This is a genomic window from Mesorhizobium sp. P2_A12 (genome assembly GCF_056405075.1).
The window spans coordinates 372,051-396,582 of the sequence record NZ_JBFUCU010000012.1 but is presented as its reverse complement, the minus strand read 5'-3'; the positions used below and the strand labels follow the sequence as shown (position 1 = coordinate 396,582).

Here is a 24,532-nt window from a genome sequence, read left to right as displayed (position 1 = left end):
GGGCCGGCTTCGTTTCAAGAATGCGGTTTAATCGATTGATATTGCTGGCTATTCGATAAAACTCCCTAGAGGTCTTGCCGTTGTCATGCTCGTTTGACAAAAGAGACGCGCCTCCGGCGGGAGGCCGCATATCAACGAGGAAAATTGCCAGATGAATGTGGCCCACAACATTGTCGCCGGCCTTGACCGGATACTCACCATGGAGCTGGTGCGCGTCACCGAACGGGCCGCTGTCGCGGCCGCCAGGCTGCGCGGGCGCGGCGACGAAAAGGCGGCCGACCAGGTCGCCGTCGATGCGATGCGCCAGGAGCTCAACCGGCTTGCCATCAAAGGCACGGTGGTGATCGGCGAGGGCGAGCGGGACGAGGCACCGATGCTCTATATCGGCGAGGAAGTCGGCTCGGGCAAAGGCCCGGCGGTCGATATCGCACTCGATCCGCTCGAAGGTACGACGATCTGCGCCAAGAACCTGCCCAATGCGCTCGCCGTCATCGCGATCGCCGAGAAGGGCAGCCTGCTGTTCGCGCCCGACGTCTACATGGAAAAGATCGCCATCGGCCCGGGTTATGCCGACGGCGTCATCGACATCGATGCCTCACCGGCCGACAACATCGCCAGCCTTGCCCGCGCCAAGGGCGTCGCGGTGTCGGACATCACCGCCTGTATCCTCGACCGGCCACGCCACACCAACCTGATCGACGCCGTGCGGGCCACCGGTGCCGCGATCCGGCTGATCGGCGACGGCGATGTCGCCGGCGTCATCCACACCACCGATCCCGAGGAAACCGGCATCGACATCTATCTCGGCACTGGCGGCGCTCCGGAGGGCGTGCTGGCAGCGGCGGCGTTGCGCTGCACCGGCGGCCAGATGCAGGGCCGACTGATCCTCGACACGCCGGAAAAGGTCGCACGCGCCGCCAAGATGGGCATTTCCGATCCGAAACGGGTCTATCGGACGGAAGACATGGCGCGCGGCGATGTGCTGTTCGCGGCCACCGGTGTCACCGACGGCAACTTGCTGGCCGGCGTCAAGTTCGGCCGCAACACCATCACCACCCACACGATCGTGCTTCGCTCGTCGTCGCGGACGGTGCGCGAGATCAAGGCCAGGCACCAGGATCTGGATAAGTTCTAGGTTTCTTTCCGTTGTCGGCCTGGGTGCTTGCGGACCAGCATCGCAGTTGTTAGCCCTGTGGCTGCATTGGATGATGTTGGCCGCAAGGATTTGACGATGAAACCGTTCGACTGGCACGCGGATGCGATTTCGCGTGCCACCGCCGTCACAAAGTCCTATCGCAACACACAGAACGTGCGCCGCTTTTTCACTCGCGAGTGCGGCGATGCGTTCCGGTTCGACCGGCCTTTCATGGCCTGGCTCAAGGACGGTACGGACAAGACCATGGGCGATGCGGCCGACGAATGGCTTCGGCGCCAGGCTGAAAAGCGGAAAGCGTAGTTTTCTTGATATCTCCCGCGACGGTGCATCACCGCGAACCGATTGGCTTTGCCTGCCTTAGGGCTGTTGCTTGTGGACGTCGTGTCCCAAAACCGCTGCACACTTTTGGGCGACATACATTATCCTGCGGCCAACCATGAGTTGGCAAACCGCATGACCGGCGACAAACGCCTCTTCCTCGATGTCAGGCAGTCGGCTACCGGGGTTTCCTGGGAGCATCGGCTGACTGAGCGGCAGGACATGGTTGCGCTCGCCATCGCCCAAGGCCACGGCGTACCCGACATCGTCGCGCGGGTGCTTGCCGGTCGCGGCGTCACCGCCGAGCAGACGGAGCGGTTTCTCGACCCGACGATCCGCGACCTGCTGCCGGACCCGGCGTCGCTGACCGACATGGACAAGGCTGCGGCCCGCATCGCCGCCGCGGTGATGGCCAGGGAAAAGGTGGCAATCTTCGGCGACTATGATGTCGATGGCGCTGCCTCGTCGGCCTTGCTGAAACGGTTCCTGGCGCATTTCTCGGTGCCGTCGGAGATTTACATCCCCGACCGTATTTTCGAGGGCTATGGTCCCAATCCGGATGCGATGCGCGAACTGGTTTCGCGTGGTGCGACGCTGATCGTCACCGTCGATTGCGGCACCAACAGCGCCGTTTCCATCGACGCCGCCAATGCAGCCGGCGCCGATGTCGTCGTGCTCGACCACCATCAGGTCGGCGGTGCCTTGCCGGCGGCAATCGCCGTCGTCAATCCCAACCGCGATGACGACCTTTCGGGGCAGGGCCATCTCTGCGCCGCCGGTGTGGTCTTCCTCGCCCTTGTGCAGACAGCCAAGATCCTGCGCGGGCGGATAGCCGATGCCACGCCGCCGGACCTGCTTTCCCTGCTCGATCTCGCCGCACTTGCCACCGTCTGTGACGTGGTGCCGCTGACCGGCGTCAACCGCGCTTTCGTGGTCAAGGGGCTGCAGATGGCGCGCCAGCAGAAGAACGAAGGGCTGGCTGCACTTGCACGGGTGTCGCGCATCGGCGAGCCGATCAGCACCTTCCATCTCGCCTATCTGATCGGCCCGCGCATCAATGCAGGCGGGCGCATCGGCGATGCCGCACTCGGCAGTCGCCTGCTTGCCACCGACGATCCGGTCGAGGCCCGCACCATTGCCGAGACGCTCGACCGGCTGAACCAGGAACGGCAGCTGATGGAGCAGGAGATGCTGGCGGCAGCCCGCGCCGAGGCCGACGCCGAGCTTGCCGGCGGCAACGGCCCTGCCATCGTCGTCACCGCCAGCAACAACTGGCACCCGGGCATTGTCGGCCTGCTCGCTTCACGGCTGAAGGACCATGCGCGCCGGCCGGCCTTCGCGATCGCCTTCAATGCCAGCGGCACAGGTACCGGCTCGGGCCGCTCCGTATCGGGCTTCGATCTCGGCCGGCTGGTGCGCGAGGCGGCCGATGCCGGGTTGATCATCAAGGGCGGCGGCCACGGCATGGCGGCCGGCATCACCGTGGAGCGGGCGAAGCTTGGCGAGCTCAGGGCGTTTTTCGAAGGGCGGGCGGCGGCCGATGTGTTCCGCCTGCAAGGCGAGGAAAGCCTGGCGATCGATGGTGCGCTTGCCGCCGAAGGCGCGACACTCGGCCTTCTCGACGCGCTGGAGAAAGCCGGTCCGTTCGGCGCCGGGCATGCGGCGCCGGTCTTCGTGCTGCCGCGTCACCGGCTGGCTGATGCGCGGCCGGTTGGCACCAACCACATCCGCGTCGAGCTGCAATCGGAAAGCGGCGGCCGCATCCAGGCAATCGCCTTTCGCGCCGTTGATACCGCACTTGGCGAATTCCTGTTCAAGAACCGGGGCAAGACGGTGCATGTCGCCGGCTCGCTGTCGGGCAACTACTGGAACGGCAACCGCACGGTGCAATTTCGCGTTGTCGATGCGGCGCGGGCGTAAGGTCACCGTGGGCGGCCTAGGATCGTATTTGCTTCCGAAATTCGCCTGGCACCATTCGCGTTGGTCTGCGCGTTTCAAGCGCCTGTTTCCGTGCCTTGGGAGACCTGCATCAGGCGAGAACGGACTGCAGCCGCGTCAGTTCGCCGATCTGCGCCATCGTTGCCTGATAGCCGAGGCTGATCGCCTCGTCGGCGCGATGGAATTCGGTCAGGCCGATATGGCTGAGCTTCGGCTGCAGCGACATGTCGGGCGGATCGCCGGCAAGCCTGGCGCGCGAGATGCGGTCCTGGATGATGTTGAAGGCCTCGACCATGACGCCGGTGATGCCGAGCCGCGTCTGATGCGACTGGTGCTCGGCATCGACCCGGCCGGGCCGCGGCGCATCGTTTTCGATGACCAGCTCGCCGGCGCTGTGCTTGATGACGGCGGCGCGTCCGAACAGGTCATAGTGAAGATTGACCGCCACCACGAGCGGCTGCTCATAGGCGCGGCAGACCGAAACCGGCACCGGGTTGACCAGCGCACCGTCGACCAAGACGCGGCCGTTGCAATTCACCGGCTCGAACACGCCGGGCAGCGCATAAGAGGCGCGCATTGCCGTAATCAATGAGCCGCTCGACAGCCAGATTTCGTGGCCGGTGCGGATTTCAGAGGTGACTGCGACGAACGGCTTGGCCAGGTCCTCGAAACGGATGCCGGCCATGTGCTCGCGCAGCCGGGCGTCGAGCTTCATGCCGCCGAACAGGCCGCTGCCGCGCAGGTTGAGATCGAGCAGGCCAAAAATGCGTCGCTTGGTCAGGCTGCGGGCGAATTCTTCAAGTTCGTTCAGTTTGCCTGAGAGATAGCAGCCGCCGACCAGCGCGCCGATCGACGTGCCGGCGATCATCGAGACTTCGATGCCTGCTTCGTCAAGCGCGCGCAGCACACCGATATGCGCCCAGCCTCTGGCGCAGCCGCCGCCCAGGGCGAGCGAAATACCGGTTTTCCTTGGTGGTTTTGTTTCGGATGCGCCGCCGGACGAGGACAGGCCATTGGCCTCCCTGACATCCGGTTTGTTACGCAATGACGCCCACTCGAGCATCATGATCTCCCTTGTCCCACGGCTAATATAAAGGCGGGCCGTATCGAAATGGTGAATCTATGTGACTTGGATCAGGCAGAAGGTTCAAGCTGACGGTTTTCGATACGTGGTTTCCGCATCGAACAGCGGCTTGCTGCCGTCGTCAACAAGCGTCCCCTTGCCGTCGACCAGCCCCACCGTCCGATAAAAGCATGAACGTCGGCCGGTGTGACAGGTTGCGTCGTGGCCCAACACTTTGACGCGCAGCCACAATGCATCCTGATCGCAATCGGTGCGCATCTCGACGACATGCTGAAAATTGCCTGACGTTTCGCCCTTTTTCCACAACGCGTTGCGCGAGCGCGACCAGTAGTGGGCGATGCCTGTCTCCAGCGTCAGCGCCAGTGCTTGCGCATTCATGTGCGCAACCATCAGCAGCATGCCGTCTTCGGCGTCGGTGACGACGACCGTGACGAGACCGCTCGCGTCGAAGCGCGGCGAAAGCACCGCGCCTTCCTCCAACGCTTTCTTGTCCGACGGAGCTTTCGGAAATTCCAGTGCCGACATCGCCGGTCCTTATCTAGCGATATTGGCTAAGGGTTTACGCCCCGCCGCCGCGCACCATCGTGACGAAACGAACCTGCTCTTCGGGCGTATCCTTGAAGACGCCGGTGAAGGTCGAGGTGAGGGTGGTTGAGCCCTGCTTGCGGATGCCGCGCATGGCCATGCACATGTGCTCGGCCTCGATCATGACGGCGACGCCGCGCGGATTGAGCACATCCTGGATGACGCCGGCGATCTGCGCCGTCAGCGCTTCCTGGGTCTGCAGGCGGTGGGCAAAGATATCGACCACGCGCGCGATCTTGGACAGCCCGACGACCTTGCCGTCCGGCAGGTAGCCGACATGCGCCTTGCCGATGATCGGCACCATGTGGTGTTCGCAATGCGAGTGGAACTGGATGTCCTTGACGATGACCAGGTCGTCATAGCCGGCGACCTCCTCGAAGGTACGACCGAGCTCTTCCGACGGGCACATGTCGTAGCCGCCGAACATTTCGCGGAAGGCCTTGGCTACCCGCTTCGGCGTGTCGACCAGCCCTTCGCGGTCCGGATTGTCGCCGGTCCAACGCAAAAGCGTGTGCACGGCGGCCTCGACTTCGGCTTCGCTCGGCCGATCGGTGACCGGCTTCTCCATATAGGCTGACTGGGGCATGAGTTTCTTGATGACGGCATCCATAAAGGCGTCTCCCGTAGTCCCTCTCGGCGGAGGAACGAGTTGAACGGACCACGACCTTTCGGTGTCGGAAACTTGCCCGGTTTCCAGCCCCGTAAGTGGCGTGAACTTCCCGGCAAGGACACTGGCTTTCGTTGTCTTGTCGATACCGGACTGCCAGCATTATATAAGGTCATGACGCGCGAAAGGAAGACACGACAGCGGCAATCGCTGTTCGCTTGGCGGCGACGGATTGGAAAATAATGATCAACGACGTCTACAATGCGAAAATTCTCGGTTTTGCCGGAAACATCGCCCGCATCGGCCGCCTCGACCATCCTGACGCGACCGCAAAGGCGCATTCCAAGCTGTGCGGCTCGACCGTCACCGTCGACCTCAAGATGGAGGACGGCGTTATCACCGACTTCGCCCACGACGTGAAGGCCTGCGCGCTCGGCCAGGCGTCATCCTCGATCATGGCGCAGCATGTCGTCGGCGCGAGTGCCGAGGAGTTGCGCGCGGTGCGCGACACCATGCTGAAGATGCTGAAGGAAAATGGCGCCCCGCCTGACGGCCGCTTCGCGGACCTGAAATATCTGGAACCGGTGCGCGACTACAAGGCGCGGCATGCCTCGACCATGCTGACCTTCGACGCCGTGGTCGACGCGATCGGCCAGATCGAGAAGAAGCGCGCCGAAGAGGCGGCGTAGACTTCGCTATCCCTCGGTCCCGCGGAGCTCGTCGACAAGCCAGTCCGCAAAAATCTCCGCCTGTCGGCTGAGGCGCTGGAAATCGGGCGCGACAAGCCAATACGCGCCATAAGGGATTTCCATCTCAAATGGACGAATCAAGAGACCGGCCCGAAGATCTGCGCCGTTCAGGATGCGGTCGCCCAAAGCGACGCCGTGCCCCAATTTCGCGGCCTGCATGGCAAGCGCTGCATCCGTATAAAGTGGTCCTCTCTGCTGGGCGAGATCTGAAAGGCCCAGAGCCTGAAACCATGTCGCCCAGCCGTCGCGATTGTAGTCATGGAGCAACGTATAGTGCCGCAGGTCGGCCGGCGATGTCAGAGGGACGCCCGACGAGAGCAATTCCTTTGCAAGGACCGGGGTGACCAGAACGTCGACCAGATGCCGCGCTTGAGTGCGCGGCCAAGACCGGGCATTCGCTCCGTATCGAATCGCGATTTCCGCTTCGTGTCCACGAAACTCTATGAGCCGAGAGTCCGCGTCGACTGAAATGTCGATCTCTGGGTGGCGCTGCTGAAACGAATTCAGTCGCTGTATCAGAAATTCGCCAGCAAAGGACGGTTCGACGCTGACCCGCAATGGGCTCTGGGCCGGCTTGCTGAGGACTTGTGATAGCCGGCGATCGATGTCGTCAAAGCTGGTGGTTAACTGAGTTAGGAGAGTTTGCCCTGTTTCCGTCAGTTCAACCCTGCGATGAAGCCGCTCGAACAGCGGCCTGCCGATCAGAACCTCTAGTTCTCGTATCTGCCGGCTGATCGCCGCCTGCGAGACGAAAAGCTCCTCGGCGGCCTTGCTGAAGCTTAGATGCCGGCCTGCTGCCTCGAAGCTCCTCAATGCCGTCAGCGGCAAGCGTCCCCGCTTCATTCGCATAACCTCAGATTATCCGAAGTGGAAATTATACTCGTTTGAAGGCGAAGGCCAGCGGCGGTCTAATCCGTGTCAAAGGAGACACGGTCATGATCCAGATCCTGAGCATCTTCGGCGATGTCATGCGGATCGTAACGTTCCAATGGCGTGACGGCAGACCGCATGCAAAGCACCTCGAAGAGCCGGTCAGTCCTGATCGGTGGGCGCCTTCGGCCGGCCGGCCGCCGTTTCGCCGTTCCCGACCCTGATGGCATGGCGAGTGGGCAGAAGGGATTGCGTTCTCCAGCCGAAGCCCACATCTATCGCGTGGGAAGCGCGATTTTATCTGGACAAACGGTTTCCGTTTGTCCGAGGAAACCGGTTCCCACTTTCGGGATCGTGCTCTGGAGCGGAGACTGCGGTGGGCCACCAGCATGGGCATATAGCCGGAGCGCCAAAGCGCGGCCGCAACTGGCCCGGCCCGTGGCGCAAGACACCCGGCCGGCTCCTGGGCACATCGCTTGTGCGCCTGTACCAGCTGACGCTGTCGGGCTTCGTCGGCAATTCCTGCCGGCACCTGCCGACCTGTTCCGAATATGCGCATGAGGCGATCGCCCGCCATGGCCTGTGGGCCGGCGGTTGGATGGGATTTTTCCGGGTGCTGCGCTGCGGGCCCTTCGGGACGCATGGCATCGACCTCGTGCCGGAGGTGCTGGCGGATCGCTACGTCTGGTTCGCACCGTGGCGGTATTGGCGGATCGGCAACAAGCGCGGCCAGCCGCAGGGCTGATCGAGCCTGACAAGCTTTCTGTTTACGATCCGGTAGGGTTAACGCGAAGCTGCACAAAGACTGCGCATTTGAGACAAAATCGAGACAAGAGACCTAGCTAAGCCGCTCGCGGACCCCCCTCTGGAGCGAGCATCAAATGCGAAATATCGACCGTCTTCCCTTCATCTTTGCCGCGATCCTGTTCCTGCTGGCGTGGCTGCTGGGATTTCCGCTGCGCGCGCAATCGGCGCCGCTTGGGGATGTGCAGTGCACGCTGATCCTCGACGCCGCGAACGGCAAGCCGCTTTACCGGGATGGTCTGTGCGATCGGAGGTTCAGCCCGGATTCGACGTTCAGGGACCTGCCGCCGATCGGCGCGCGCGAATGATATGGCCGCCGGAGTTGGTCGGCGCTCCCCTTGGTGCCCTGGCAAAACGGGTGGCGATATCCCCGCTTTCTAGATCTTCGATTTCATCGAATCCGAGACCGGAGAGTGATTTCGCCAGTTCGCCAGGGACGAAGAAGCTGATCCACGGCTCGCCGACAGACGCGACGCGCGCCGCGTAGAAAGCCAGGGCGGCCCGTCCGGCCGCGTCGCGATTCTCATACGGCTCGCTATAGTCGAACACCACCTCCGAACCCGGGGTGGTGGCGATGTAGGACAGCGTGTTGAAGATCGCGACTTTCGTCAGGTATGGCACGACCCCCAGCCAGATGAAGAAGCTCGGCTCGGTTGACTTCAAGCCAGCCGATGCCAGCTCTTCTGGCAGACGCTGCCGTTCGAAATTGACCGGCACGAATGTGGTGGTGGGCGGTTCGGCCAGGCCGGCGTCGGCGATACATTTGCGTTTCCAGGCTTGGGTTGCCGGATGATCGACCTCGAACACCAAGAGATCCGGGTAAGGGTTGCGCAGCGAAAACGTGTCGAGGCCGGCACCGAGCACGACGAGCTGGCGGATGCCACGACGCGCCGCCGCCGCCAGCCAATCCTCGGCAAGGCGGGCACGCGCCGCCACGAACAGGCGCATGCGCTGGCCGTGGGGGTCCTCTTGCGCAAGCTGTTGCTCGGCGGGAGCACCTTCACCGAGAATCGCAATTGCGTATGGGTCGCGAAACAGCGCCGCCTCGGGTGAAATCTGATGGAGAGCCCTCAAGCGCGCGACGCGCAGGGCGGTTCGACTGGGGGATGCGTCTTCCATGTCGGGGATTCCAGGCCATGCCGGCGATATTCGCAAGCCTTGACGACCGACCTGCGACATCTCTGGCGACATTTCCTGACGGCCAGGCCAATCAGCGCTCTTTACCTGTCGCGGCGCTGCCTCTAAAACCCGCCCGCCGCCGGACGCATCCGGCTTTACCCCCATGCATGTCGCCCAAAGCGTTGCTCACTCTGAACGACATGCAGTTGACCACCCGCGCTCGTTTGCGGGACTGGATAGGAGAACCACATGCTGAATTCCGTTTCCCTGACATTTCCCGATGGCTCCGTCCGCGAATACGACGCGGCGATGACCGGTGCCGGGCTTGCCGAGTCGATCTCGAAATCGCTGGCCAAGAAGGCGGTCGCCTACAGCATCGACGGCGTCGTGCGCGACCTCAGCGATCCGCTGGGCAAGTCCGGCAAGGTCGAGATCGTCACCCGCGACGACCCGCGCGCGCTGGAGCTTATCCGCCACGACACCGCACATGTGCTGGCGGAAGCCGTGCAGGAATTGTGGCCGGGGACGCAGGTGACCATCGGGCCGGTGATCGAGAACGGCTTCTATTATGATTTCGCCCGCAACGAGCCTTTCACGCCCGACGATTTCCCGGTGATCGAGAAGAAGATGCGCGAGATCATCGCGCGCAACAAGCCGTTCACCAAGGAAGTTTGGTCGCGCGACAAGGCGAAAAAAGTGTTTGCCGACAAGGGCGAGCGCTACAAGCTGGAACTGATCGACGCCATTCCCGAGGATCAGGACCTCAAGATCTATGCGCAAGGCGACTGGTTCGACCTTTGCCGTGGGCCGCACATGGCCTCGACCGGGCAGATCGGCAATGCCTTCAAGCTGATGAAGGTGGCCGGCGCCTATTGGCGCGGCGACAGCAACAACCCGATGCTGACGCGCATCTACGGCACCGCCTGGGCCGACCAGGCGCAGCTCGATGCCTACCAGACGATGCTGGAGGAGGCCGAGAAGCGCGACCACCGGAAACTCGGCCGCGAGATGGACCTGTTCCATTTCCAGGAAGAGGGGCCGGGCGTCGTCTTCTGGCACGCCAAGGGCTGGAAGATGTTCCAGAACCTGGTCAACTACATGCGCCGCCGGCTTGACGAGCAGGGCTATCAGGAGGTCAACGCGCCGCAGGTGCTCGACAAGAGCCTGTGGGAGACCTCGGGCCATTGGGGCTGGTACCGCGACGCCATGTTCAAGGTGACGGTCGCCGGTGACGATACGGACGACGACCGCGTCTTCGCACTGAAGCCGATGAACTGTCCGGGCCATGTGCAGATTTTCAAGCACGGGTTGAAGTCTTATCGCGATCTTCCCGTAAAGCTTGCAGAATTCGGCAATGTGCATCGCTACGAACCGTCGGGGGCGCTGCATGGGCTGATGCGCGTGCGCGGCTTCACGCAGGACGATGCGCATATCTTCTGCACCGAGGAGCAGCTGGCATCGGAATGTCTGCGCATCAACGATCTAATCCTGTCGACCTATGCCGATTTCGGTTTCGACGAAATCAGCGTCAAGCTGTCGACGCGGCCGGACAAGCGCGTCGGCACCGACGAGGCGTGGGACCACGCCGAGGCGATCATGGGCAGCGTGCTGGACACGATCAGGACGCGGTCGGGCAATCGCATCAAGACCTCGATCAACCCGGGCGAGGGCGCCTTCTACGGACCGAAATTCGAGTATGTGCTGAAGGATGCCATCGGCCGCGAATGGCAGTGCGGCACGACGCAGGTCGACTTCAACCTGCCGGAACGGTTTGGCGCCTTCTACATCGGCTCGGATTCGGAGAAGAAGCAGCCTGTCATGGTGCATCGCGCCATCTGCGGTTCGATGGAGCGTTTTCTCGGCATCCTGATCGAGAACTATTCCGGTCATTTCCCGCTGTGGTTCGCGCCGCTGCAGGTGGTGGTGGCGACGATCACGTCGGACGCCGACGATTATGCGACCGAGGTGGTGGCAAAGCTCAAGGCCGCCGGACTGTTGGCGGAGGCGGATCTGCGCAACGAGAAGATCAACTACAAGGTCCGCGAGCATTCGCTGGCCAAGGTTCCGGTGATCCTCGTCTGCGGCAAGCGCGAGGCGGAAGAGCAGACGGTCAACATGCGTCGGCTGGGCTCGCGCGACCAGGAATCGCTTGGCCTTGCCCAGGCAATCGCGCAATTGACCGAAGAAGCGGTCACGCCGGACCGCAGGCGCAAGCGCGCTGCCTGATCTGCATGGTCCCGACGACATGGCGGTGGAGCGATCCACCGCCATTTTCATATCCCTGTCACGCCAACCTTGTAACGAGCGCTTATGCTCAAGCTGAAATTGCGCGAACGGTCCTTTCCCGAGCTTTCCTATGCCAATCCGCGCCAGCCGGTGCTGACGCGCTGGTTCATTCATTCGATCGAGGGCCTGTCCGGCCGCGACCGTTACACCGCGCTTTATGATTTCTGGCGCCGCCAGGTGGTGCCGACCGGCGAGCGCGTGTTCAGCCGCATGCTCGACCTGATCGACGTCCGGGTGCGGACAGCGGATCAATGGCCGCCGGCGCAATTGCCGGATACACCGTTGGTGATCGTCGCCAACCATCCGTTCGGCATCGGCGACGGCATCGCCGTGCTGTCGCTGGCAGAGCAGTTGGGGCGTCCGTTCCGGGTGATGATCCACAAGGATCTGCTCAAGATCCGCGAGATGGAGCCGTATTCGCTGCCGATCGACTTTTCAGAGACCAAGGACGCGCTGAAGAACAACATGGCCGTACGCCACGAGGCGGTTCGGCTTTTGAAAGAGGGCGTCACCATCGTGGTGTTTCCGGCCGGCGGCGTCGCCACCGCGCCGAAGGGCTTTGGCCGGGCGCGCGACCTGCCGTGGAAGATGTTTCCGGCCCGTCTCGTCCAGGATGCCAAGGCGTCGGTCATTCCGTTGCATTTTTCCGGACAGAACGGCCGGCTGTTCCATCTGGTCAGCGGCCCGATGAACATGGCCGAGAGCGATGGCCGCCTGGCGAAATTCGTCGGCAAGGCGTCGCTGACGCTGCGCACGTCGCTGCTCATCCGCGAATTCGCGCGATTGTCCGGCAAGGCGATCGAGGTTCGCGTCGGCGATGTGTTGGGCTGGAGCGAACTGGAGCCACTGCGCGACCGCAAGGCATTGCTCGACCGCCTTTATCGCGGCGTCTTTGACCTGGCGCCAAACGTGGCGCGTCGCCGGCTTCCGTTCCTGCCGGCACGGAACAAGCTGGCGGCCTGAAGTCGGCAAGCCTGCGGCGGACGGTTAATCAGCACCTTCTTCAGGATCAATCGCCGCGGCCTCGGTGGCCAGAACCTCGATTTCCTGGTTCTGTCCAGCAACGACCGTAAAATCCTTCTGGTAGATGCGGTCGCGGTTCTTGGCGATGATGGTGTAGTCGCCCTCGGCGAGCACCATCGAGGCGAATGCGCCGACGGATTCCTTGATCGGATCGCCGGATTCGTTGAGCAGCGACCAGGACGTGTCGGCGATCGCCTCGCCACCGGTTTCGCGCACCAGCTTCATCGTGATCTCGGCAGCATGATGCTCGACGGTGGCTTCGGTCAGCTTGCCGGCCTCGACGCGGATGTCGGAGCGGATGACCGCGTTGACCGCGCCATAAGTCGAGACGACATGGTAGGTGCCGGCGTTGAGCCGCACGACACTGTTGGGTTCGACATCGGGAATGATCAGCGCGCGCTCGCCATTCGGCGCGGCGGTGCCTTCGTAGATCGAGAAGCGCAGGTTCTTCGGTGGAATGCGCACCCCACCGGACAGAACCGCGTCGAGCTTGAGGCCGCCGGCGTCGAGCACGAGGCTTTCGCGCTTGGCGTCCTTGCCGACGACGGTGATGCGTTTGGTGGCGCCGGCCCGGCCATAGGAGGCATGAACCAGATAACTGCCGGGTTCGAGCTGGAAGACGGCGGTGCCGCCATGCGAGGAGGCGACCATCGGCAATTTGCCGTTGACGGCCTCGGGCTTGAAGACGCGCCAGACGATGCCACGGGTGATGTCGGCGCCCTTGTCGGTCAATTGGGCGGACAGGGTAATGGCGCCGGCGCTGCCGAGCGCCAGCGACCTCTCGCTTTTCGGCGTCGCGTAGCTCGAAATTCCGGGAAGCTTGAGATTGCCAACGCCATCCGCGTTCTGTGCCATGGCGAGCGAAACCGGCGCCATGAACAGCAAGGCGACCAACCAGACCAGGAAAAGACGCAGTGTCCCCTCAAACATGCCTTGCGTTGAAGCCCATGGCGGTGGCAATTTCAAGGCTTAAGAGTCCAACTGATACGACTCTTCCGTCCGGCGCGCCCCGCGCTATTGCCCGAGCCGCCCGAATTCCCGATGGTGCGCTTCAGCTCAAAACAGAGTGTTTTAGGAGACTTGCGCCCATGGCGTCGCCGATCATCGATTTCCTGCTGACCCGAAACTCCGCACCAATCCCTGAATTGAAGGAGCCGGCGCCGAGCGATGCGGAGATCGCGACGATGATCACTGCTGCCTCGCGGGTGCCCGACCATGGCCGGCTCGAACCCTGGCGCTTCATCATCTATCGCGGCGACGCCCGCGTCGAGATCGGCAGACAATTGGCCGCGCTTGCCGAGCAACGGGAGGGGCCGTTGCCGGAAGGCCGCCGCAACCAGGAACTGGCGCGGTTCTCGCGTGCGCCGCTGGTGATCGGCGTGGTGTCGATTCCCAGGGAGAATCCAAAGATCCCGCAATGGGAGATGTTCCTGTCAGGCGGCATGGCGGCGATGAACCTGATGATATCAGCCAATGCTTTGGGCTATGGTACCAATATGATCAGCAACTGGTATTCGGATGTGCCGGAGGGTAGGGCGCTGCTGGGGCTGGCACCGCAGGAGCGCGTCATTGGCTTCGTCCATATCGGCTCCTACGCCGGCCCGGCGCCGGAGCGGCCCCGGCCCGATCCGGCGAAGCTCTATGCCGATTATTCGGGGCCATGGGCGGGCTGAAATGTTCTACGAACCTTCAAAGGGCCACGGGCTGCCGCACGATCCTTCCAAGGCGATTGTGGCGCCGCGTCCGATTGGCTGGATATCGACGCTGAACAGGGCCGGTGAGATCAATCTCGCGCCATACTCGTTCTTCAATGCCTTTTCGACGCGGCCCTTCATCGTCTGGTTTTCCTCCGAAGGCGAAAAGGACAGCGCCACCTACGCGCAGGAAACCGGCGAGTTTGTCGCCAATCTGGTCAGCCGCGATCTCGCCGAGAAAATGAACCGCACGTCGGTCGACGCGCCGCGCGGCGTCAATGAGTTCGACTATGCAGACCTTGCCATGGCGCCGTCACGCCTCGTCGCGCCACCGCGCGTGGCGGCAGCACCGGCCGCGCTCGAATGCCGGGTGACGGAAGTCTTTCGGCCAAAGGCGCTGGACGGATCGCCGACGAGCGCTGTCGTCGTCGCCGGCGAAGTGGTCGGCGTGCACATCGACGATGCCTTCCTGAAGGATGGCCTCTTCGACATCACCAAGGCCGGCAATGTCGCCCGTCTCGGCTACATGGACTATGCCAGCGTCACCGAGGTGTTTCCGATGCGTCGGCCGCGCTGGGAAAAGGACTAAACTGAAATCCCGGCCGCCTTGGCCCGCGCCAGAAGCCTTTCGGCCAGTCGCAGATGCGGGCGGTCGACCATCTTGCCGTCGATGCCGACGACGCCGGGATTTCCCGCAGCCGCGAAAGCCGCGACGATTGCCGCCGATTGCCTCAAGGCTTCGGCCGAAGGCGTGAAAGCTGCGTTGATGACGGGCACCTGATCGGGGTGGATCGCCATCTTGCCGGTGAAGCCGTCGCGTTCGGCCTCGGCGCATTCCGCTTCGAAGGCGGCCATGTCGCGAAAATTCGGGAAGACGGTGTCGATCGCCGCAACCTCCGCCGCACCCGCGGCAAGGATGGTGATGGTGCGGGCCAAGCGGAACACGTCGGTGTAGCCGCCGCGCTCGTCGCGGGCCGTGCGCGCGCCGATCGCCGCCGACAGATCCTCGGCGCCCCAGGTGAGACCGGCAAGCCGTGCGCTTGTCCCGGCATAGGTGGCTGCCGCCAGCACGCCTGCGGGGGTTTCAGTGATGATCGGAAGGATTTTGATCGCGCCGTCGGCGAGGCCACTTTCGGCCTCGTGAACCCTGAGCTTTGCCGAGAGATGCTGCACATCTAGGCCGCTGTTCGATTTTGGCAGCATGATGCCGTCGGGCCTGGCTGAAACAACAGCAGCCAGATCGTCATCCGTCATGCCGGTCGACAGATCGTTGACACGCACATAGATCACTGAGCCGGTTTGCGCCCTGCGTTCGGCGATAAAGCGCGCCGCGATTTCGCGCGCCAGCGCCTTGTTCTGCGGCGCCACGGAATCCTCAAGATCGACGATGACCACGTCGGCGCCGGCGCCAAAACCCTTTTCCAGTTTCCGCTCGGAATCACCGGGGACGAATAACAGCGAACGCATCAGGCGGCCTTCTTCAGCATCATCGCTTGCCTCGTGCATTTGGCGACGAGATCGCCGTTCTGATTGTAGGCGCGATGTTCGAATTCAACGATGCCGCGGTCGGGCTTCGACTTGGACTCACGCACCGAAATCACCGTCGTTTCGACACGGATGGTGTCGCCATGGAAGACCGGGTGCGGAAACACGGTTTCCTTCATGCCGAGATTGGCGACCGTGGTGCCGACGGTGATGTCGTTGACCGAAATACCGATCATGAGGCCGAGCGTGAACAGCGAGTTGACAAGCGGCTTGCCCCATTCGCTTTTGGCGGCAAAATCGAAGTCGATATGCAGAGGCTGTGGGTTCAGCGTCATCACCGAAAACAGCATGTTGTCGCTTTCCGTGACGGTCTTGCGCAGCGTGTGCTGGAAGACATGGCCGACGACGAACTCTTCCAAATAAAGCCCGGCCATATCCTGCTCCTCTACCGCCTGTGGGGTTGATAGGCGCTGCATTCAGGGCTCGCAAGCCAGTTAATGAACATGGTGAACCGTTCGTAAACCTTTTCTGCCTACCGTCTGCACGGGGCCAGGAGCATTCTGGCAAGGGGCGTAAGCAGGCGGTAATGGTTGTTTCGCATTTTTTGAAATGGATTTGCACCGCCAGGGTCTCGGAGCGCGCCGCCGCGGCCAATGCGCTGGCTCGAGCCTACGTCAATTCCGACCTGCCTTTCGAGGACCGCTGCGCCGCCGAGGCGGCGCTGACGCTACTGCTCGACGACGCCTCGTCGAAGGTGCGCCTGGCGATGGCCGAAGCGCTGTCGATGAGCCAGCACGCCCCGCTGCAGATCATCAGCGCGCTGGCCTCCGATCAGCCGGAAGTGGCCGGCGTGGTGCTGGCACGCTCGCCGCTACTCACCGATACCGATCTGATCAATCGCGTGGCCAGCAGTCCGAAGGTGACGCAAAAATTGATCGCCGACCGGCCGTTCGTCTCAATGGCGCTGTCGGCGGCCATCGCTGAGATCGGCGAGGCGGAAGCCTGCGCCGTGTTGCTCGCCAACAGCGGCGCCGACATCGCCTCGCTCAGCTTCCGCCGTATGGCCGAACGCCACGGCCATCTGCCCCTGGTGCGCGAGGCGCTGATATCAGATGCCCGCCTGCCTGCCGACTGCCGGCACATGCTGCTCGTCAAGCTCGGCGAGATGCTAAAAACTTCGCCCCTGGTCATGGCCTTGATGGGCGCGGCGCGAGCCGACCGCGTGACGCGCGACGCCTGTGTCAAGGCTTCGGTGACGCTGATCGAGGGCACGCGCCAGGAAGAACATGCGGCGCTGATCGAGCATCTCAGGCTGCGCGGTGATCTCACCGCGAGCTTCCTCATCCGCACCATCGCGCATGGCAAGGTCGATTTCTTCGGCTCGGCGCTGGTCGCGCTCAGTCAGCAATCCGAACAAAGGGTGAGGGCGCTGCTGGCCGGCGGGCACGATGTGGCCTTGCAGGCGCTGTTTCGCAGCGCCGGCCTCGCCGCCGTCACGCATGCCATCATCCTGCGCGCGCTGAAAATCTGGCGCGAGGTGGCCAACGGCAAACGTGTTGCCGGCGTTCAAGAAGTCAGCTGGCTGATGCTGAAGGAATTGGGCGGGCAGTCAGCGCAAAGCGATCTCGCCACACTGGTCAAGTCGATCCATCTCGATGCGCTGCGCGAGAATGCGCGGGGGCACGCGCTGGCGATCGCCGCGGCCTAGCCTTTATCCCTCGCGAAGAAATCGGGAAAATCTTCCATCGCGGCGGCAATGATGCGCAGCGATGCCGCGATCTGCAGCATCTCGCCGGTGGCGTTGCGCTGCGCTAAGCTCGTCGCATACTGCCGGGCGACGGCGACGGTCGACGTCTGCGGATCGCCGGGAGCGCGGAAGAGCAGTTCGCGCGCCAGCCCCCTCAGAAAATTGGCGATCGAAAGCGCGGTCTCGGATGGCATGGCATTGCCCTGGCTTGCGTCGCGCAGCCGCAGGATCTCCAAGCCGACGGTGACGGCGGCGACGCCTCCGCCCAGAACCGTGTCGCCCTTCCTGCCGGCATTCTGCACCAGCGGCATCAGCTGGTTGATGCGGTCATAGGCGAGGCTCTCGAAGGCTGAACGCCTCGGCACGCGCTCATGCAGGCAAAGCCGCGCCAGATCTTCGCGCATGGCGCGCACGATGCGGTTGGCCGCAAGCCATGGATCGGCGGGCAGCACGAGGATGAAGACACCGATCGCCAGCAGGATGCCGACCAGGATCGACGCCGAGCCGGCGAAGAACGGGCCAGGATTGTAGGTCATCGCCTGATGCGGACTGAGGAAGGCGAGGAAGTTGATGGCAAAGGCCGTCGCCACGCCGACATGGCGCGGATTGGCCATGGCGAGCGCAGTCGGCACCAGGATCGGCACGACAAACAGCATGAACCAGCCGAAGCCGGGCAAAGCGGGCAATGCGACCTGGCCGATGAGAAAGGCAAAGGGAAGCGCCAGCAGCGTTCCCTTGAAGAAGCCCCAGGACACTTGGACAGGGTCGGGGCGAGCGGCAAACAGGCTCGACACGACGGCAACGAGAATGACTGTGCCTGCCGCTTCCGACCATTTCGTCGTCAGCCAGAAGGCCGTGACCAGCAAGGTGGCAAGGGCAGCGCGCACGGCATTGCGCGATGCGCCGGCGTAGTCACGGTGCACCACCAGTGCGGGTTGCCTGCTGCCCCCGGCAGGGCGCGTGACAGGCGCGCGCAAGGCGTCGAGGCCGCGCAGCACCTGCTTGAGCGCCTCGGCGAAATCGGCGGCGATGGTGAGGCGGGTGATGGTGCCAACCCTGTCGTCGCCCGGATCGGCCGAGGCATCGGGCATTTGCCGGGCCTTGACCGAGATCGCGTCGAGCCGGGCCACCCAGGGGGCGGTGTCGTCCAGCGCGCCGGGTTTGGCGGCCAGTTCGCTGACCAGTGCCTGCAACTCAGAGCGCACCGGAATGAGTGCTGCGTTCTTCGGCGCAGCGTGCGAATGCAGCGCGCGTGCCGCCGACAGGGCGGAGAGCAGTTGTCCGATAGTGCGCCGGACCGGATGGGCGCGCGGCGCGAAGCTCGCCGTTTCGAGTCTGGCATAGGCGCGCATCTCGCCAAGCGTCTGGGTGTCGGCGACCAGCTTTCGGTGCAGGCCCGACAGGATCGCCGGATCGCCGCCGGAGAATGCGCCGCCGGCATAGGTGGCAAGATCGAGGATGCAGCGTTTCAACCGCGAGACGATGGCGTCGCTGGCCAGTTTGGGCAGGATCAGCCGGCTGGTCAGGCCGGCGCAGACAATGCCGAGCACGATTTCGGCACAGCGCGCGACCGCGAGGTCGACGATGAGGTGCGGCTGTCCGAAGGCAGGCAGGCCGATGATCATCGCGGTGTAACCGGCAAGGGCGGCACCATAGGCTTCGGGATTGCGTAGCAGCGACGAGACGAAGGTGCAGATGCCGATCCAGACGGCAAGCACCGTCACCAGCACCCAGGGGCTGGTGCCGAAGATCGTGGTGATGCCGATCGCCGCTATGCCGCCGGCAAGCGTGCCGAGCAGCCGGTAGAAGCCCTTCGCCAGCACCATGCCAGCGACGGGCTGGGCTACGATGAACACCGTCATCATGGCCCACTGCGGGTGGTCGAGCTCAAGGGCGTAGGCGACCAGAAGCGCGATCAGGCCGGCCGAAACGGTGCGCAGCGAGAAAATCCAGTCCGAACGCGTAGGTTGCGTCAGCCCGGCCAAACTGGTTTCGAAATAGCCTTTCAGCCGCGCCCAGGTCACATGCCGGTCTCCGCAAGTCGAGCCTGTTATGGACCGGCTGGCGGCTAGATATCCAGCACTTCCGTCTCGGCGAATTCGGCGCGTTCCTGGATGAAGCGGAAGCGGGCTTCAGGCTTGGTGCCCATCAGCGCGTCGACCGCGTCCTTGGTGGCGGCCTCGGCGTCGATGACATCGATGCGAAGCAGTGTGCGCTTCTTCGGATCCATGGTGGTTTCCTTGAGCTGCGCGGCCATCATCTCGCCCAGCCCCTTGAAGCGCCCAAGTTCGACCTTGCCGCGCCCGGTGAACTCGGTGCGCAGAAGCTCGTCCTTGTGTGCGTCGTCGCGGGCATAGGCGACCTTGCCGCCTTGCCGGATCGAGTATAGCGGCGGCACCGCCAGAAAGAGATGGCCGCCACGCACCAGCGCCGGCATCTCCTGGTAGAAGAAGGTGATCAGCAGCGAAGCGATGTGGGCGCCGTCGACGTCGGCGTCGGTCATGATGATGACGCGGTCGTAGCGCAAATCCTCGTCGCGGTATTTCGACCGCGTGCCGCAGCCGAGCGCCTGGATCAGGTCTGAAATCTGCTGGTTGCCGGCAAGCTTGTCATTGCCGGCGCTGGCGACGTTGAGGATTTTTCCGCGCAGCGGCAACACGGCCTGGCTAGCACGGTCGCGTGCCTGCTTGGCCGAGCCGCCGGCCGAGTCGCCTTCGACGATGAACAGTTCGGCGCCGGCCGCGGCATTCTGCGTGCAGTCGGCGAGCTTGCCCGGCAGCCGCAATTTGCGCACCGCACTCTTGCGTGACACCTCTTTTTCCTGGCGCCGGCGCACCCGCTCGTCGGCGCGCGCGATCACCCATTCGAGCAGCTTCGAGGCTTCCTGCGGATTGTCGGCCAGCCAATGGTCGAACGGATCGCGGATCGCGGTCTCGACAATGCGAATTGCCTCGATCGTCGCCAGCCTGTCCTTGGTCTGGCCAACGAATTCGGGCTCGCGGATGAACACCGACAGCATGCCCGCCGCCGAGATCATGACGTCTTCCGAGGTGACAATCGAGGCGCGCTTGTTGCCGACGAGATCGGCATAGGCGCGCAGGCCGCGCGTCAGCACGTTGCGGAAACCGGCCTCGTGGGTGCCGCCTTCGCCGGTCGGGATGGTGTTGCAGTAGGAATTGATGAAGCCGTCGCCGCCGAACCAGGTCACCGCCCATTCGAGCGAGCCATGGCCGCCTTGCCTGTCGCTCTTGCCGGCGAAGATTTCGCGCGTCACCTGGAACTCGTCGCCAAGCGATGCCTTGAGATAATCCTTCAAGCCGCCGGGAAAATGGAACTCGGCCTTGGCCGGCGTCTGGTCCTTTTCCTTGATCAGCGACGGGTCGCAGGTCCAGCGGATTTCGACGCCGCCGAACAGATAGGCTTTCGAGCGTGTCATGCGGTAGAGCCGCGCCGGCTCGAACGCAGCGCCCTTGCCGAAAATCTGCTCATCGGGGTGGAAGCGGATCTTTGTGCCGCGCCGGTTGTGAACCTCGCCCAGCTGTTCCAGGCCGGTTACCGGCACGCCGCGCGAAAAGTGCTGGCGATAAAGCTGGCGGCCCCGCGCGACCTCGACCTCGAGATGGTCCGACAGTGCGTTGACCACCGAGACGCCGACGCCATGCAGGCCGCCTGACGTCTCGTAGACCTTCGAGTCGAACTTGCCGCCCGAATGCAGCGTCGTCATGATCACTTCGAGCGCCGGCTTCTTGAATTTCGGATGCGGATCGACCGGGATGCCGCGGCCGTTGTCAGTGACGGCAAGATAGCCGTCGGCGGAGAGCTCGACATCGATGAAGGTGGCATGGCCGGCAACCGCCTCGTCCATCGAATTGTCGATGACCTCGGCGAACAGGTGGTGCATCGCCTTGTCGTCGGTGCCGCCGATGTACATGCCTGGCCGGCGCCGCACCGGCTCCAGCCCTTCCAGAACCTCGATGTCGGCGGCGCTATAGCCCTCGCTGCCATCCTTGGTCGCGGCGGGACGCCTGGTCGCCTGCACCAGCGGATCCGCCGGGCGCGCCGGTGTGCGGACCGGTTGCGGCTGCTTGTCCAGATTGCCGAAAAGATCGTTGTTGTCGTCCATGCCTGCCATAGAGTCCAATGCTGCGAATCACCTCGCGATACTGGCACGCTTTTCAGCGCCAAGCGACCGAGGTTCCTGTTCCGTTCGGGGAATTGCCCGTCCTAGCGCAGAACCATTCGATAACCAATCCGGCGGAAATAGGTCAAATGCCACCGCGTTGGATTCCTGATTCTTTAACAATGCCGCCTAGCATGAACCCAACAAAACAAGAAACTGCGGGCATCAGGGGTTTCGGGCGTGAGGGGCAAGGCCATATCGATGATCGGCATCGCCGCCGTTTTTGGCGCGATATCGATCTTTGCCGCGGATTTCTGGGTCAAGAGCCAGGCCAGGGCAGATAGCGAAGCGAAGACGGCGTCGATCCCCGCGCCAGTTGCACCCAAGATCGAGTTCAAGACCATCGTGGTGGCCAATGCTCCGTTGCGCTATGGCATGGAGCTCGACCGCACGAAGCTCAGCGAAATTCCCTGGCCGCAGGATTCCCTGCCGCAGGGCGCCTTCCCGACCATCGATGGGTTGCTTGGCGACGGCAATCGCGTCGTGCTGACGCCGATCGAGGTCAACGAGCCTGTGCTGCTCACCAAGCTGTCGGGGCCAAATGGCCGCGCGACGCTCTCCAACATGCTGACGCCCGGAATGCGGGCGGTGACCATCCGCACCGACGAGATTGCCGGTGTCGGCGGCTTCGTCACGCCGGGCGACCGGGTCGATGTCGTGCTGACACGCGATGCGGGCGAAATCCAGGAGGTGGCCAAGAACGCGCAAGGTGCCGCCGGTTCGACCATCACCTCCGAAATCGTCGTCTCCGATGCCAAGGTGCTGAGCGTCGGGCAGGGCGCCGACGAGCGCCAGACAACGCCGCAGATTGCCAATTCCGTGACCATCGAGGTGACCACCGAAGGCGCGAAGAAAGTGGCACTTGCCCGCACCGTCGGCTCGCTGTCGCTGTCGCTCCGCTCCGCCAGCGAAGGCGATGACGGCAAGAACGGCGTCACCACCATCTCTTCGTTTGGCGGATCGGTCGCCTCCAACGTGCAGGCCGCGGCCAGTTCGTTGTTCAATGCCGTGGCGAAAGAGCCGGAGAAACCGAAATTCAAGACGGTCATCGTGACGCGCGGGACGAAGGCAGAGGAATACCAGGTTCCTTCGCCGGACCAGCAATAGAAACCAGTGGGGACTGGGTGAGGGACGGGACAATGTTCGGGCTGATTACATATCGGGTCATGGGACGGTTGCGCGTGTTGCGCACCGTGGCTGTGGCGGCTTCACTGGCTGCCGCAGGGATGCTGGCCTTCGGCGCCTCGGCAAGGGCCGACAACGACATCGTCTATGTGTCGACGACCAAGAATGCGTCGATCAAGGTGGCCAAGGGCAAGCCGAAGACGATCATGACCAGCGCCGCCTTCTACCAGATCGTCATCGGCGATCCGGAGATCGCCAACGTCAATCCTCTGACCGACAAATCCTTCTACGTGCTCGGCAACAACCTCGGCACCACCGGCATCGCGCTGTTCGATGAGAAGAAGCAGCTTGTCGGCACCGTCGACATCGAGGTGACGCTCGACACCGACCAACTGGCCAGCACCATCCGCGCCAGCGTGCCGGACGCCAGGATCAAGGTCGGCTCGGCCAATGGCCGTGTCGTGCTGTCGGGCGAGGCCGATGACGCAGTCGCCGCCGAAAAGGCAAACAAGATCGCGACGCGTTTTTCCGGCGCCGAGGAGGTGATCAACTCGGTCAACATCTCGTCGTCGCAGCAAGTCCAGCTCAACGTCCGCTTTGTCGAGATCAACCGCCAGGCGGGTCAGGATCTCGGCGCCAAATACAGCGCCAATTTCGCCTACGGCCTCGGCGGGCGCGACGTCACGATCGATCCGGGTACCCTGCCGGGGGCCGGGACCGGCGAGATCATCGGCCGGTTGCTGTCGAACGGTGTGTCGATCGATATCGCCATCAAGGCGCTGGAAGAACGCGGCCTGGCTCGTCGGTTGGCCGAACCGAACCTGATCGCCCGTTCCGGCCAGACGGCAAGCTTTCTCGCCGGCGGCGAATTTCCGATCCCGGTCTCCGAGGACAACGGCAAGATTTCGGTCAGCTACAAGAAATACGGCGTCAGCCTGGATTTCACGCCGACGGTGCTGAAGGACGGGTTGGTCAGCCTGGACATCGCGCCGGAAGTCTCTTCGATCGACGCGTCGGCCTCCTACAATATCGGCAGCATTTCGGTGCCCGGCTTCATCGTGCGCCGCGCCAGGACGTCGGTCGACCTGAAGAATGGCCAGAGCTTCATGATTGCCGGATTGCTGCAGTCGCAAAACGACATCACCACGTCGCGCATCCCCGGTCTTGGCAAAATGCCGGTTCTCGGGGCGCTGTTTTCGTCGAAATCCTATCAGCGGCGCGAGACCGACCTGGTCATGATCGTCACGCCCTATCTGGTCAAGCCGGTCGATCCGTCGAAGAAACTCATCGTGCCGACCGACGGTACGCAGGCGGCCAGCAACGCCGACTATTTTCTCAACAACACCGACGAAGTGAAGACATCCGATACCAATCGCGCCTTGGCAATGGCCGGCGGCACAGTCGCCCAACCGGCTGCCGTTACCACGGTCGGGCATTTCCTCGACCTGCCGAAGGACTGAAACCATGCGTCTGGTCTTGATATCGAGCATCGCCTTGCTGCTGGCCGGCTTCGCCGCCGGCTGCACCAGCGACGACTATGTGCGCACCGAAGGGGTGACGCCGGCCGCTGGCAATGCGCAAGCCGCCGACACCGTCATGCAGATGGTCGATCCCTGGAAATACGGTGTCCAGAACACAAAACTTCTCGTCCCAGCCCAGCGCGGCGACGCGGTGGCCATCACTCCCGATCAGGCGGCCGGCGTGAAGGCGTCGCAATCCACGACAGGCAACTGATCCAACAGGCGGCGACCGGACAGGCAGA

Annotated in this window: 23 protein-coding genes and 1 pseudogene; 14 read left to right on the top strand and 10 right to left on the bottom strand. The window is 63.3% G+C overall.

Annotated elements, in window-relative coordinates; translation table 11 throughout:
* The first annotated feature begins 151 nt into the window (after positions 1–151).
* The 3 genes from glpX (at position 152) to recJ (ending at position 3,394) form a co-directional block, all read left to right on the top strand.
* Positions 152–1,135 carry a class II fructose-bisphosphatase gene (glpX, locus tag AC1DZU_RS24420; protein WP_477289091.1) on the top strand — a complete coding sequence of 328 codons (984 nt, stop codon included), beginning with the start codon at positions 152–154 and terminating at the stop codon, positions 1,133–1,135.
* 96 nt (positions 1,136–1,231) lie between these two features.
* On the top strand, positions 1,232–1,456 hold the full coding sequence (locus tag AC1DZU_RS24415) for a DUF6434 domain-containing protein (protein WP_477289089.1): 225 nt from the start codon (positions 1,232–1,234) through the stop codon (positions 1,454–1,456).
* Positions 1,457–1,609: 153 nt separating this feature from the next.
* A complete protein-coding gene (recJ, locus tag AC1DZU_RS24410; RefSeq protein ID WP_477289087.1) occupies positions 1,610–3,394 on the top strand; it encodes a single-stranded-DNA-specific exonuclease RecJ in 1,785 nt (594 codons plus the stop codon).
* Positions 3,395–3,503: 109 nt separating this feature from the next.
* Here recJ and AC1DZU_RS24405 read toward each other — a convergent pair whose 3' ends face one another.
* The 3 genes from AC1DZU_RS24405 to folE form a co-directional block, all read right to left on the bottom strand.
* Positions 3,504–4,478, bottom strand: coding sequence for a patatin family protein (locus tag AC1DZU_RS24405; protein WP_477289085.1), 975 nt, complete (start codon positions 4,476–4,478; stop codon positions 3,504–3,506).
* An 81-nt stretch (positions 4,479–4,559) separates the two neighbouring features.
* Positions 4,560–5,021: a phosphoribosyl-AMP cyclohydrolase gene (gene hisI, locus AC1DZU_RS24400; protein ID WP_477289083.1), complete on the bottom strand. Its 462-nt coding sequence runs from the start codon at positions 5,019–5,021 to the stop codon at positions 4,560–4,562.
* Between the two features lie 34 nt (positions 5,022–5,055).
* Positions 5,056–5,691 carry a GTP cyclohydrolase I FolE gene (gene folE, locus AC1DZU_RS24395; protein WP_457154069.1) on the bottom strand — a complete coding sequence of 212 codons (636 nt, stop codon included), beginning with the start codon at positions 5,689–5,691 and terminating at the stop codon, positions 5,056–5,058.
* 239 nt (positions 5,692–5,930) lie between these two features.
* Between folE and AC1DZU_RS24390 the strand changes: the two genes are divergently transcribed.
* Positions 5,931–6,377, top strand: a complete 447-nt coding sequence (locus AC1DZU_RS24390; RefSeq protein WP_477289080.1) for an iron-sulfur cluster assembly scaffold protein — start codon at positions 5,931–5,933, stop codon at positions 6,375–6,377.
* A gap of 6 nt (positions 6,378–6,383) precedes the next feature.
* Here the strand turns inward: AC1DZU_RS24390 and AC1DZU_RS24385 are convergent, their stop codons facing one another.
* Positions 6,384–7,280 (bottom strand): LysR substrate-binding domain-containing protein, encoded by an 897-nt coding sequence (locus tag AC1DZU_RS24385; protein WP_477289078.1) that lies wholly within the window; start codon positions 7,278–7,280, stop codon positions 6,384–6,386.
* Between the two features lie 403 nt (positions 7,281–7,683).
* On the opposite strand from AC1DZU_RS24385, the gene yidD reads away from it, so the two are divergent.
* Positions 7,684–8,052: a membrane protein insertion efficiency factor YidD gene (gene yidD, locus AC1DZU_RS24380; RefSeq protein WP_477289076.1), complete on the top strand. Its 369-nt coding sequence runs from the start codon at positions 7,684–7,686 to the stop codon at positions 8,050–8,052.
* Positions 8,053–8,188: 136 nt separating this feature from the next.
* Positions 8,189–8,389: pseudogene (locus AC1DZU_RS24375) on the top strand (class D beta-lactamase); the annotation flags it as partial.
* Here the strand turns inward: AC1DZU_RS24375 and AC1DZU_RS24370 are convergent.
* Entirely contained in the window at positions 8,385–9,230 is an 846-nt protein-coding gene (locus AC1DZU_RS24370; protein WP_477289074.1) for an SAM-dependent methyltransferase, read from the bottom strand. The pseudogene AC1DZU_RS24375 and the gene AC1DZU_RS24370 overlap by 5 nt on opposite strands.
* Before the next feature lie 249 nt (positions 9,231–9,479).
* On the opposite strand from AC1DZU_RS24370, the gene thrS reads away from it, so the two are divergent.
* Positions 9,480–11,456 carry a threonine--tRNA ligase gene (thrS, locus tag AC1DZU_RS24365; protein WP_477289072.1) on the top strand — a complete coding sequence of 659 codons (1,977 nt, stop codon included), beginning with the start codon at positions 9,480–9,482 and terminating at the stop codon, positions 11,454–11,456.
* Positions 11,457–11,540: 84 nt separating this feature from the next.
* Positions 11,541–12,479: a lysophospholipid acyltransferase family protein gene (locus tag AC1DZU_RS24360; protein ID WP_477289070.1), complete on the top strand. Its 939-nt coding sequence runs from the start codon at positions 11,541–11,543 to the stop codon at positions 12,477–12,479.
* Between the two features lie 24 nt (positions 12,480–12,503).
* Here the strand turns inward: AC1DZU_RS24360 and AC1DZU_RS24355 are convergent, their stop codons facing one another.
* Entirely contained in the window at positions 12,504–13,469 is a 966-nt protein-coding gene (locus AC1DZU_RS24355) for a hypothetical protein (RefSeq protein ID WP_477289068.1), read from the bottom strand.
* Positions 13,470–13,627: 158 nt separating this feature from the next.
* Between AC1DZU_RS24355 and AC1DZU_RS24350 the strand changes: the two genes are divergently transcribed.
* Positions 13,628–14,212, top strand: coding sequence for a nitroreductase family protein (locus AC1DZU_RS24350; protein ID WP_477289066.1), 585 nt, complete (start codon positions 13,628–13,630; stop codon positions 14,210–14,212).
* Position 14,213: 1 nt separating this feature from the next.
* On the top strand, positions 14,214–14,822 hold the full coding sequence (locus AC1DZU_RS24345) for a flavin reductase family protein (protein WP_477289064.1): 609 nt from the start codon (positions 14,214–14,216) through the stop codon (positions 14,820–14,822).
* Here AC1DZU_RS24345 and AC1DZU_RS24340 read toward each other — a convergent pair.
* Positions 14,819–15,700 (bottom strand): HpcH/HpaI aldolase/citrate lyase family protein, encoded by an 882-nt coding sequence (locus tag AC1DZU_RS24340; protein WP_477289062.1) that lies wholly within the window; start codon positions 15,698–15,700, stop codon positions 14,819–14,821. The two genes, AC1DZU_RS24345 and AC1DZU_RS24340, sit on opposite strands and share 4 nt — an antisense overlap.
* Positions 15,700–16,152 carry a MaoC family dehydratase gene (locus tag AC1DZU_RS24335; RefSeq protein WP_027045910.1) on the bottom strand — a complete coding sequence of 151 codons (453 nt, stop codon included), beginning with the start codon at positions 16,150–16,152 and terminating at the stop codon, positions 15,700–15,702. Before AC1DZU_RS24335 ends, AC1DZU_RS24340 begins: the two co-directional genes overlap by 1 nt.
* Positions 16,153–16,304: 152 nt before the next feature.
* On the opposite strand from AC1DZU_RS24335, the gene AC1DZU_RS24330 reads away from it, so the two are divergent.
* On the top strand, positions 16,305–17,426 hold the full coding sequence (locus tag AC1DZU_RS24330) for a DUF2336 domain-containing protein (RefSeq protein ID WP_477289060.1): 1,122 nt from the start codon (positions 16,305–16,307) through the stop codon (positions 17,424–17,426).
* On the opposite strand, the gene AC1DZU_RS24325 is transcribed toward AC1DZU_RS24330, so the two are convergent.
* Both AC1DZU_RS24325 and parE read right to left on the bottom strand, forming a co-directional pair.
* Positions 17,423–19,489, bottom strand: coding sequence for an FUSC family protein (locus AC1DZU_RS24325; RefSeq protein ID WP_477289058.1), 2,067 nt, complete (start codon positions 19,487–19,489; stop codon positions 17,423–17,425). The two genes, AC1DZU_RS24330 and AC1DZU_RS24325, sit on opposite strands and share 4 nt — an antisense overlap.
* 44 nt (positions 19,490–19,533) lie before the next feature.
* A complete protein-coding gene (gene parE, locus AC1DZU_RS24320) occupies positions 19,534–21,588 on the bottom strand; it encodes a DNA topoisomerase IV subunit B (protein WP_477289056.1) in 2,055 nt (684 codons plus the stop codon).
* Between the two features lie 237 nt (positions 21,589–21,825).
* Between parE and cpaB the strand changes: the two genes are divergently transcribed.
* From cpaB to AC1DZU_RS24305, 3 genes are read left to right on the top strand one after another with little or no spacing between them, the layout of a single operon-like run.
* A complete protein-coding gene (gene cpaB, locus AC1DZU_RS24315; protein WP_245331172.1) occupies positions 21,826–22,752 on the top strand; it encodes a Flp pilus assembly protein CpaB in 927 nt (308 codons plus the stop codon).
* A gap of 32 nt (positions 22,753–22,784) precedes the next feature.
* Positions 22,785–24,230: a type II and III secretion system protein family protein gene (locus AC1DZU_RS24310; RefSeq protein WP_477289053.1), complete on the top strand. Its 1,446-nt coding sequence runs from the start codon at positions 22,785–22,787 to the stop codon at positions 24,228–24,230.
* Positions 24,231–24,234: 4 nt separating this feature from the next.
* On the top strand, positions 24,235–24,504 hold the full coding sequence (locus tag AC1DZU_RS24305) for a hypothetical protein (RefSeq protein WP_477289051.1): 270 nt from the start codon (positions 24,235–24,237) through the stop codon (positions 24,502–24,504).
* Positions 24,505–24,532: the final 28 nt, after the last annotated feature.

Coding starts and splice junctions, on each gene's coding strand:
- AC1DZU_RS24330 (WP_477289060.1), top strand. CDS start 16,305: ATGGTTGTTTCGCATTTTTTGAAATGGATTTGCACCGCCAGGGTCTCG.
- AC1DZU_RS24335 (WP_027045910.1), bottom strand. CDS start 16,152: ATGGCCGGGCTTTATTTGGAAGAGTTCGTCGTCGGCCATGTCTTCCAG.
- hisI (WP_477289083.1), bottom strand. CDS start 5,021: ATGTCGGCACTGGAATTTCCGAAAGCTCCGTCGGACAAGAAAGCGTTG.
- AC1DZU_RS24305 (WP_477289051.1), top strand. CDS start 24,235: ATGCGTCTGGTCTTGATATCGAGCATCGCCTTGCTGCTGGCCGGCTTC.
- AC1DZU_RS24360 (WP_477289070.1), top strand. CDS start 11,541: ATGCTCAAGCTGAAATTGCGCGAACGGTCCTTTCCCGAGCTTTCCTAT.
- glpX (WP_477289091.1), top strand. CDS start 152: ATGAATGTGGCCCACAACATTGTCGCCGGCCTTGACCGGATACTCACC.
- AC1DZU_RS24310 (WP_477289053.1), top strand. CDS start 22,785: ATGTTCGGGCTGATTACATATCGGGTCATGGGACGGTTGCGCGTGTTG.
- AC1DZU_RS24385 (WP_477289078.1), bottom strand. CDS start 7,280: ATGAAGCGGGGACGCTTGCCGCTGACGGCATTGAGGAGCTTCGAGGCA.
- AC1DZU_RS24350 (WP_477289066.1), top strand. CDS start 13,628: ATGGCGTCGCCGATCATCGATTTCCTGCTGACCCGAAACTCCGCACCA.
- parE (WP_477289056.1), bottom strand. CDS start 21,588: ATGGACGACAACAACGATCTTTTCGGCAATCTGGACAAGCAGCCGCAA.
- recJ (WP_477289087.1), top strand. CDS start 1,610: ATGACCGGCGACAAACGCCTCTTCCTCGATGTCAGGCAGTCGGCTACC.
- AC1DZU_RS24340 (WP_477289062.1), bottom strand. CDS start 15,700: ATGCGTTCGCTGTTATTCGTCCCCGGTGATTCCGAGCGGAAACTGGAA.
- AC1DZU_RS24355 (WP_477289068.1), bottom strand. CDS start 13,469: ATGTTTGAGGGGACACTGCGTCTTTTCCTGGTCTGGTTGGTCGCCTTG.
- AC1DZU_RS24405 (WP_477289085.1), bottom strand. CDS start 4,478: ATGATGCTCGAGTGGGCGTCATTGCGTAACAAACCGGATGTCAGGGAG.
- thrS (WP_477289072.1), top strand. CDS start 9,480: ATGCTGAATTCCGTTTCCCTGACATTTCCCGATGGCTCCGTCCGCGAA.
- AC1DZU_RS24370 (WP_477289074.1), bottom strand. CDS start 9,230: ATGGAAGACGCATCCCCCAGTCGAACCGCCCTGCGCGTCGCGCGCTTG.
- AC1DZU_RS24415 (WP_477289089.1), top strand. CDS start 1,232: ATGAAACCGTTCGACTGGCACGCGGATGCGATTTCGCGTGCCACCGCC.
- AC1DZU_RS24345 (WP_477289064.1), top strand. CDS start 14,214: ATGTTCTACGAACCTTCAAAGGGCCACGGGCTGCCGCACGATCCTTCC.
- AC1DZU_RS24390 (WP_477289080.1), top strand. CDS start 5,931: ATGATCAACGACGTCTACAATGCGAAAATTCTCGGTTTTGCCGGAAAC.
- folE (WP_457154069.1), bottom strand. CDS start 5,691: ATGGATGCCGTCATCAAGAAACTCATGCCCCAGTCAGCCTATATGGAG.